The organism is Streptomyces sp. NPDC053431 (genome assembly GCF_044544925.1).
Taxonomy (GTDB): Bacteria; Actinomycetota; Actinomycetes; order Streptomycetales; family Streptomycetaceae; genus Streptomyces.
On sequence record NZ_JBITXX010000002.1, the window covers coordinates 605610 to 613103 of the forward strand.

Sequence of the window (7494 nt, forward strand, 5' to 3'; positions counted from 1 at the left end):
CTCGTCACGCCGTCGCGACGACCGGTCGGGCGCTCCGTGCCGCCGTCCAAGGCCCGCGCAACGGGCGTCCAAGGTCCGCGCAACGGCGCTCCTGGCCGGGCGCGAGGGAGAGCCGCGCGCCCGGCCGGAGTGGTTCGGTCAGGGGCCCGCGAGGAGGAAGATGATCTCGACGCGGCCCGGCTTGCCGGAGGCGGGATCGTGGATGCGGTACAGCAGCGTGATGGTGGTGCCCGTGTCGGAGGCCGGCACGGTGGCCACTCTGCGCAGTTCGGCGTCCCGCAGCGGCTCGGCGCGGGACTCCGGCGGCCGCGGGTCTTCGGCGAGGGAGGCCAGGGCATCGTGCAGGGCCCGGCGGCCGCCGGGGGAGAGGTGCGCGATCTCGTTGTAGAGCCTGCGCGGGATCTCGACAATCCAGTGGGTCACGCGATGGTGCCCTTGTCGAGTTCCGCGTACAGGTCCTCGACGGTCATCAGCTCTGCTTCGCCTGCGAGTGACGCGCGGATCGCGTCCCGGACCTCGGGCCGGGTGCGCAGGGCGACCAGGTGCCGGGCCTCGGTGATCACGGCTTCCTGCTCGCGGCCGAACCGGGCGGCCTCCAGGCGGGCGTTGAAGGCGGTCAGCTCGGCCGTGTCGATCACGGCGAGGGCGGCACGCAGCTCCGCGAGCGTCTGCGGGCCTTCCTCGGGCTCGATCCGGTACGGGCCGGCGTAGGCAGGGCCTGGGTCGTGCGGCAGCGCGCTCATGCGGTGGCCTCCTCGTTGCTACCCCTCCACCGTACGGCGCCCAGTGCGTCAAGGGGAGGGTCCGTGGCCGGGCAGTACGCTGCCGGCCGAGCTCGCCAAACGCGGCTGCGAGGCGGGCGGATGGGTGACGGGGTGACGGGGTGACGGGGGCGACGGGGATGACGGGGATGATGGGGGCGACTTGCTCGCACCACCCCCCTCGTACCCGCGTCGTGGCAGCGGCCGTGATGAGGCTTCGTGAAGGTCGACGGGGTTCTTCGGCGGCATCATCGGCGTGGACCCCACTGCCACCGCCGGCGGAACGCCGGACGAAGCGCGTACCGGGTCCACTGGGCGGCCGCATGGCATAGCCCCAGGTCGATGACCCAGGGCTATGGGCTATGGGCTATGGGCTAGGGGCGATGACGGAAACCGGTCCGTGCGCGGTCAGGAGCACGCCCGGTCACGGATGGGGGACGTACCCCCCTACTGATTGAGAACCTCCGCAGCCTTGTCGGCCACGCGCTGGGCCTGGATGTCGCGGCCCTTCTCGTTGGGGTGCCCGTACCAAGGGAGGGCCTGCTCACCGAACTTGACCTGGGAGTCCTCGAACAGGCCGCCGATGCCCCGGTCGGCGCCGTCGCAGGCCGTGTTGGCGCCCGTAAGGGCGTAGAGGTCGACGAAGTTCGCGCCGGCGTCCGCGACGGCCTTCTTCATGACGTCGTCCAGCCGCTTCTGGACCTGGTCCAGGAAGGGCAGGGCGTCCTGTGGGATGTCGGCGAGCGGCAGCTCCGTCTGGCCGGGCGCCGCGGTCAGGCACTTGGTGGTGTCGGCGGGCACGATCCTGGGGTAACCGACCAGGACACGCTTGGCGTCGGGGGAGAAGTACTGGATGCGTTCGAGCAGCTCTTCCAGCTCCCACCCGACCCGCTCCAACTGAGCGTCCAGCCATTCCTTCCCGTCGCCGGACTCGAAGAACTCGCGGCAGTTGGCGGCCGGTTCGTCCCCGTCCACCGGCGTTCCCGGCAGCAGGGCCCCCTCATCGCCGCGGAGCTTGGCGGAACACTGCTTCAGGATGCGGCTGAAGCCCACCGTGTTGCCGCCCATGCTGCCCACGGCCAGCTGGGTGTCGTCCTTGAGCGCCTCCTGCTGCGGTGGCAGCTCGCCGAGTCCGAAGGGCAGCTCCTGCTTCTCCCAGAAGTGGTGGACGAGGGCGCCTCCGCAGGAGACATCCGACTGGACGCTGAGCGTGATGCCCTTGTCCGCGAGGCGGCGGGTGACGACGGTTGGGTAGTTCTCCTTCGCCTGGAAGCAGAAGACCCTCTCGGTGCCCTCGTTGTTCACGGGGGCGATGCCGTAGTTGGCGGTGTAGGAGTCGCCGAAGAAGACGGTCGGTACGGGGTCGGCGGGCACCGCGCCCGCGGTGGGCGCTGTGCCGGCGAGCGCCAGGCAGCTGCCCAGCGCGACAGCCGCGGCGACCCATCGCCCTACCGCTGGAGTTTTCGTCGTCTTACGCATGACCGGGGACATGCCGTGCCCTTTCATCGAGGCTCACGAGGAGAGGCGAGCCGGAACGCTCCGTATTCATCCATAAGCGGAACGTGATGATCCAGTGGCGGTGGACTGCAACCAGGCGATCTTGGACAGCACCCCGGCGAATCTGCGTCTCGGCTGGTCGTCAGGGGTGCCGGAGAGGCGAGTCCGCCGCGGCCGGAAGCGATTACGACCCGAAAGAGAAAGGGGGCTCGCCCGACCGGCGCGCAGGTCCGACAGCCTGGCCATGCAATTGCGGGAGCACATGCATCTGGCATGCAGTCAGCCGTGCCGAACGCGCGTACGGCCGTCGAAGTCGAGTCTCATGGCCCAAGCGGTCGCCTGCGCGTGATTGGCCAAAAGACCGTGTGCCGGTGCGGCCACGGGGCGGCGGTACGGAGAACCCGTGGTCACGGTCCGGCGAGAACATAGCCAAGGGACAGGCCGACGCGGCCGCCGTCATGGACGCCTGGATGAACAGCCCCGGCCACCGGGCGAACATCCTCAACTGCGGCTTCACCGAGATCGGCGTCGGCGTCGGCACCGACGGCGGCCCTTCGTGGACCCAGGACTCAGGACCCAGGATCCAGGACTTCGGCACACCCCCCTGAGCCGCCCTCAGTGCGGCGCCACCAGCTTGATGCCGACACCGCGCACCGTGCGCAGATAGCGCGGTGCCGAGGCCCGCTCGCCGAGCTTGCGGCGCAGCGCGGACACGTGCACGTCGATCGTCTGGTCCTCGATGTACGCCTCGCGCCAGACCTCCGCCAGCAGCCGGCGCCGGGAGACGACCGTGCCGGCGTGCCGGGCGAGGAAGGCCAGCAGGTCGAACTCCCGCCGGGTGAGGAGCAGCTCACGCCCCGCCAGGTGGGCCGAACGTGCCAGCGGGTCCACCGTCAGCTCCCCGACCGTCACCGGACTCGACGGGTCGGCGGGCGGGGCCTGCCCGGCGACGGGAGCGGGGAACGCGCTGCGCCGCAGCACCGCCGCGAGCCGGGCCATGAGCTGCGCCCCTGAGAAGGGCTTGACGAGGTAGTCGTCCGCTCCCGCGTTCAGCAGTTTGACGATCTCGCTCTCGTCGTCCCGGGCGGTCGCCACGACCACGGGCACGTTCGATATACCGCGGATCATGCGCAGGGCGTCGCAGCCGTCGAGGTCGGGCAGGCCGAGGTCGAGCACCACCGCGTCCAGCGCACCCTGAGTGACCTCCCGCAGGGCGCCGAAGCCGTCGCCCGTGCTGCGCACCGTGTGCCCGTACTCCGCCAGGATCTCCATCAGCGAGGCACGGATGCTGGGGTCGTCTTCGACCACGAGTACGCAGGGCATGGCGCACACCCTACAGCGGGCTGTCCGCCATTCGGACAGCCCGTCGGGCGACCACGATGCCCGGCCCCCGAGGTCTCCCGGACGGTGGGCGCTCGCATGGTGCTGCCACTGGGCGGCCGCTGTCCCAGAGGGCTTGAGCGGTACGGCGGTTGCCTGGGACACGGTCGGCCGACGGCGACGCCCAGGCGGCCCGCCCAGCACAACCGCCCAGCTGGAAGGGCATATGCGGGTGGTCGAGGTGGCGCCTCGCCGAGCGTCCCGGCCTGCCGGCTGTTCGGCTCGGTCGACGTGGCGGCTCGCCTGCCGCGACGACGGACGTCGCGATTCCAGCCGGCGACACAGAGCCTCATCTCCCCATGGGTGAAGCGTCTTGACGGCGCCTTGGGGAAGGCCCCTGGGTGTGCAGCCGGAAGGTCACGGTCAACACAGGTGTGTCGAACCCGCATACTCGTTGATCGCGTCGCCGCGAAGCGCGGTGCCGCCGGACCGTGTGCGTAGGAGTGAGGAAAGCCGATGGGAGACATGAGGGATCCGAACGGCCCGGCCGTGCCCGAGGTGATGGACAGTCCGGCGCCGCGACCGCAGCCCACCGGGAAGCTGGCACGGTGGCTGCTACGCCATCAGGTGCAGCCCGTCGGACCGGCCGCGGGGGAGGGACACGCCGAGCCGCACGCCTGGTGGAAGGTGATGTGCCTGACCGGGGTCGACTACTTCTCCAGCCTCGCTTACGTGCCGGCCATCGCCGCGCTCGCCGCGGGAGCGGTGTCGCCCCTGGCGACGTTGCTGATCGTGGCGCTGACCCTGCTGGGCATGCTGCCGATGTACCGCAGGGTCGCCAAGGAGAGCCCGCACGGTGCCGGGTCCGTGGCCATGCTGGAGGACCTGCTGCCCTTCTGGTGGGGCAAGCTGTTCGTGCTCGTCCTGCTCGGCTTCGTGGCGACCTCGTGGATCATCACGATCACCCTGTCCACGGCGGACGCCTCCGTCCACGTGGTGGAGAACCCCTTCTTCCCCGAGGCGCTGCACGGCCACGAGGTGGCCCTCACGGTGGCCCTGCTGCTGGTCCTGGGCGGGGTGTTCCTCCTCGGCTTCAGCGAGGCCGTCAGCGTGGCCATCCCGCTGGTCGTGGTCTTCCTGGTACTCAACGCGGTCGTCATCGCCTTCGGCCTGGCGCACGTCGTGACGACCCCCGGGGCGTTCACGGCCTGGACCGACGCACTCGTCGAGGGCGGAGGCGGATTCGGCGACCTGATGAAACCGGCGCTGCTGGCCTTCCCCCTGCTGGTGCTCGGCCTGTCCGGCTTCGAGACCGGGGTCAGCATGATGCCCCTGGTGTCGGCCGAGGGCGATGACGACGAGGAGCGGCTCCGTTCTCGTATCCGCAACACCCGCAGGCTGCTGACGACCGCCGCGCTCATCATGAGCGTCTACCTGCTGGCCTCCAGCTTCGTCACCACCGTCCTCATCCCCGAGAAGGAGTTCCAGCCCGGCGGCGCCGCCAACGGCCGCGCCCTGGCCTGGCTGGCCCACGAGCAGGTGGGGGAGGCCTTCGGCACGGTCTACGACATCAGCACGATCCTCATCCTGTGGTTCGCCGGCGCGTCCGCGATGGCGGGGCTGATCAACATCGTCCCCCGCTACCTGCCGGACTACGGCATGGCCCCCGAATGGGGGCGCGCGGTGCGGCCCGTCGTACTCGTCTACACCGCCGTGTGCGTCCTGATCACCATCGCCTTCGACGCCGACGTGGACGCGCAGGCGGGTGCCTACGCCACCGGCATCCTGGCCATGATGGTCTCGGGCGCCTTCGCCGTCACCGTCTCCGTCGCGCGCCAGGGTCGCCGCGCGGCCGCCATCGGCTTCGCACTGCTCTGCCTGGTGCTGCTCTACGCGCTGGTCTACAACATCGTCGACAAGCCCGACGGCATCACCATCTCCGGGTTCTTCATCGCCGGCATCGTCGTCGTCTCGCTGATCTCCCGGGTCTCACGCACCACGGAGCTGCGCGTCGACCGCATCGTCTTCGACGAGGCCGCCCGCCGGTTCGTCGCCGACACCCTCGCCCACGACAACGCCATCAACCTCATCGCCAACCGCCGCCAGTCCGGCGACAGCGCCGAATACCGTGACAAGGAACGCGAGCAGCGCGGCACCAATCCGGTCCCCGGCCCGGCCGACGTCATCTTCCTGGAGATCGACGTGGTCGACCCCTCGGACTTCAGCGACGTCCTCGCCATCCACGGCGTGGAGGTCGACGGGTACCGGATCCTGCGCGCCGAGGCTCCGGCCGCCCCGAACGCCATCGCCGCGATTCTCCTGGCCCTGCGCAACACCACCGGCGTCCTGCCGCACTGCTACTTCGCCTGGGCCGAAGGCAGTCCCCTGAAGCACATGTTCCGCTACTTCCTCCTCGGCCGCGGGGACACCGCACCCGTCACCCGCGAGATCATCCGCAAGCACGAACCCGACCCCGGACGCCGCCCCGGCATCCACGTCGGCGGCTGACGGACGGCGCCCCAGGTCCCCCGCCTCGGCAGCCCGAGGCGGGGGAGGGCTGCTCAGCGTGCCGTTCGAGGCCGGGGCAGGGGACCGGGCTCGTACGTGAACACAGTCACGGGCCGACGTACTCGAAGACGGAGGAACACGGCCCGTTCGTGGGTGTCGAGGAGCGCCCGGCGGCTCTGTCCTCGGTATACCGGTGGTCTCGAAGGCCGGTATCGCAGAGGGAGAAATGTCATGGCGCTGCAGCGGATGGACAACGTCGGCATCGTCGTCGAGGACCTGGACGCCGCCGTTGCCTTCTTCTCCGAGCTGGGCATGGAGCTCGAAGGCAAGGCGGAGATCGAGGGCCTCTTCGCGGACCAGGCCGTCGGGCTCGAGGGCGTCCGCAGCACCATCGCGATGATGCGCACCCCGGACGGCCACGGCAGGCTGGAGCTCGCCCAGTACCGCACCCCCGCGGCGATCGGCGACGCATCGCACAACCCGCCGCCGAACACACTGGGCCTGCACCGGGTCATGTACGCCGTCGACGACATCGACGACACCATCGCCCGCCTGCGCACCCACGGCGCCGAACTGCTCGGCGAGGTGGCGCGGTACGAGGACACCTACCGTCTCTGCTACCTCCGCGGCCCCTCTGGCATCATCGTCGCCCTGGCCGAAAAGATCGGCTGACGGCCCCTCGCGGACCGCGCTCCGTGCGCATCAGGCGCTGGGTGGTGCCGTCGGCCGCGTGACCGCAGACTTGAACGTGTTCAATTTCTATGTCACGCTGTGGAACACGTTCTTGATCGCCGGGACTGGGCGACACCGTGGTCATGCGTACGCGTACTCATGGCCCCCGTCCTCACCCTGACAGTGCCGTTTCCCTACCCAGTTGACCGAGGAGTAGATGTGATACGCGCGAAGAAGACCATGGCCGCGGCGATACTGGCAGCCTGCGGGCTGACGGCCGTAAGCGTGGTGCCCGCCGCCGCGGCGAGCGGAGATCTCCTTCCCCATCCCGGGCCGGACGGCCTGGTGTGGGTCGAGGAAATGACCGGGGACGGTGGCGTCGCGTCAGGCGGAGCGTGGGAGGGGCTGCCCACCGTGCTCACCGTGGCCTGCGAAGGCGGCGGAAGTGTGCAGGTGACGATGCGACAGCAGGCGCAGATCGCGGCGTTCACCGTGGACTGCCCTGTCGGCACCGCGGGGGTGGGCTCGGTGACGATGGACGCGGGCGTCGTGAAGTCCGGTTCGTTCACCGTGGGGGTCGACGCCTCCAGCGACGACATCCGCTGGGCCCTGACGGTCACACAACCCGAGTGACACACCGCCCGGGCCCCGGGGGGGCCGCGGGGCCGCGCGGCGGGGGGGGGGGGGGCCGGCGCGCCGGCGGGGGGCGGGGGGGCGGGCCCCCGCGGGTGGCCCG

The 7494-nt window shown here is 70.5% G+C and carries 8 protein-coding genes; 4 read left to right on the forward strand and 4 right to left on the reverse strand.

Annotation, left to right across the window (positions count from 1 at the left end):
- Positions 1 to 138: 138 nt before the first annotated feature.
- From ACIGXE_RS08770 to ACIGXE_RS08780, 3 genes are all read right to left on the reverse strand, one after another.
- Positions 139 to 423, reverse strand: coding sequence for a hypothetical protein (locus tag ACIGXE_RS08770; RefSeq protein ID WP_399744928.1), 285 nt, complete (start codon positions 421 to 423; stop codon positions 139 to 141).
- Positions 420 to 743: a hypothetical protein gene (locus ACIGXE_RS08775; RefSeq protein WP_399744930.1), complete on the reverse strand. Its 324-nt coding sequence runs from the start codon at positions 741 to 743 to the stop codon at positions 420 to 422. Before ACIGXE_RS08775 ends, ACIGXE_RS08770 begins: the two co-directional genes overlap by 4 nt.
- Before the next feature lie 465 nt (positions 744 to 1208).
- Positions 1209 to 2240, reverse strand: a complete 1032-nt coding sequence (locus ACIGXE_RS08780) for an SGNH/GDSL hydrolase family protein (protein WP_399744932.1) — start codon at positions 2238 to 2240, stop codon at positions 1209 to 1211.
- A gap of 86 nt (positions 2241 to 2326) precedes the next feature.
- On the opposite strand from ACIGXE_RS08780, the gene ACIGXE_RS08785 reads away from it, so the two are divergent.
- Positions 2327 to 2866 carry a CAP domain-containing protein gene (locus ACIGXE_RS08785; protein WP_399745180.1) on the forward strand — a complete coding sequence of 180 codons (540 nt, stop codon included), beginning with the start codon at positions 2327 to 2329 and terminating at the stop codon, positions 2864 to 2866.
- 7 nt (positions 2867 to 2873) lie between these two features.
- Here ACIGXE_RS08785 and ACIGXE_RS08790 read toward each other — a convergent pair whose 3' ends face one another.
- Positions 2874 to 3581 carry a response regulator transcription factor gene (locus tag ACIGXE_RS08790; RefSeq protein ID WP_399744934.1) on the reverse strand — a complete coding sequence of 236 codons (708 nt, stop codon included), beginning with the start codon at positions 3579 to 3581 and terminating at the stop codon, positions 2874 to 2876.
- 522 nt (positions 3582 to 4103) lie between these two features.
- Between ACIGXE_RS08790 and ACIGXE_RS08795 the strand changes: the two genes are divergently transcribed.
- The 3 genes from ACIGXE_RS08795 to ACIGXE_RS08805 all read left to right on the forward strand — a co-directional run bounded on the left by ACIGXE_RS08795 (position 4104) and on the right by ACIGXE_RS08805 (position 7391).
- On the forward strand, positions 4104 to 6086 hold the full coding sequence (locus ACIGXE_RS08795) for an amino acid transporter (RefSeq protein WP_399745182.1): 1983 nt from the start codon (positions 4104 to 4106) through the stop codon (positions 6084 to 6086).
- A 231-nt stretch (positions 6087 to 6317) separates the two neighbouring features.
- Positions 6318 to 6758 (forward strand): VOC family protein, encoded by a 441-nt coding sequence (locus tag ACIGXE_RS08800; RefSeq protein ID WP_399744936.1) that lies wholly within the window; start codon positions 6318 to 6320, stop codon positions 6756 to 6758.
- Between the two features lie 219 nt (positions 6759 to 6977).
- Positions 6978 to 7391 (forward strand): hypothetical protein, encoded by a 414-nt coding sequence (locus ACIGXE_RS08805; RefSeq protein ID WP_399744938.1) that lies wholly within the window; start codon positions 6978 to 6980, stop codon positions 7389 to 7391.
- Positions 7392 to 7494 lie beyond the last annotated feature (103 nt).

Bases quoted from the DNA above. Each gene is read 5' to 3' on its own strand.
- ACIGXE_RS08780 (WP_399744932.1), bottom strand. From the start codon at position 2,240: ATGCGTAAGACGACGAAAACTCCAGCGGTAGGGCGATGGGTCGCCGCG.
- ACIGXE_RS08785 (WP_399745180.1), top strand. From the start codon at position 2,327: ATGATCCAGTGGCGGTGGACTGCAACCAGGCGATCTTGGACAGCACCC.
- ACIGXE_RS08800 (WP_399744936.1), top strand. From the start codon at position 6,318: ATGGCGCTGCAGCGGATGGACAACGTCGGCATCGTCGTCGAGGACCTG.
- ACIGXE_RS08790 (WP_399744934.1), bottom strand. From the start codon at position 3,581: ATGCCCTGCGTACTCGTGGTCGAAGACGACCCCAGCATCCGTGCCTCG.
- ACIGXE_RS08775 (WP_399744930.1), bottom strand. From the start codon at position 743: ATGAGCGCGCTGCCGCACGACCCAGGCCCTGCCTACGCCGGCCCGTAC.
- ACIGXE_RS08795 (WP_399745182.1), top strand. From the start codon at position 4,104: ATGAGGGATCCGAACGGCCCGGCCGTGCCCGAGGTGATGGACAGTCCG.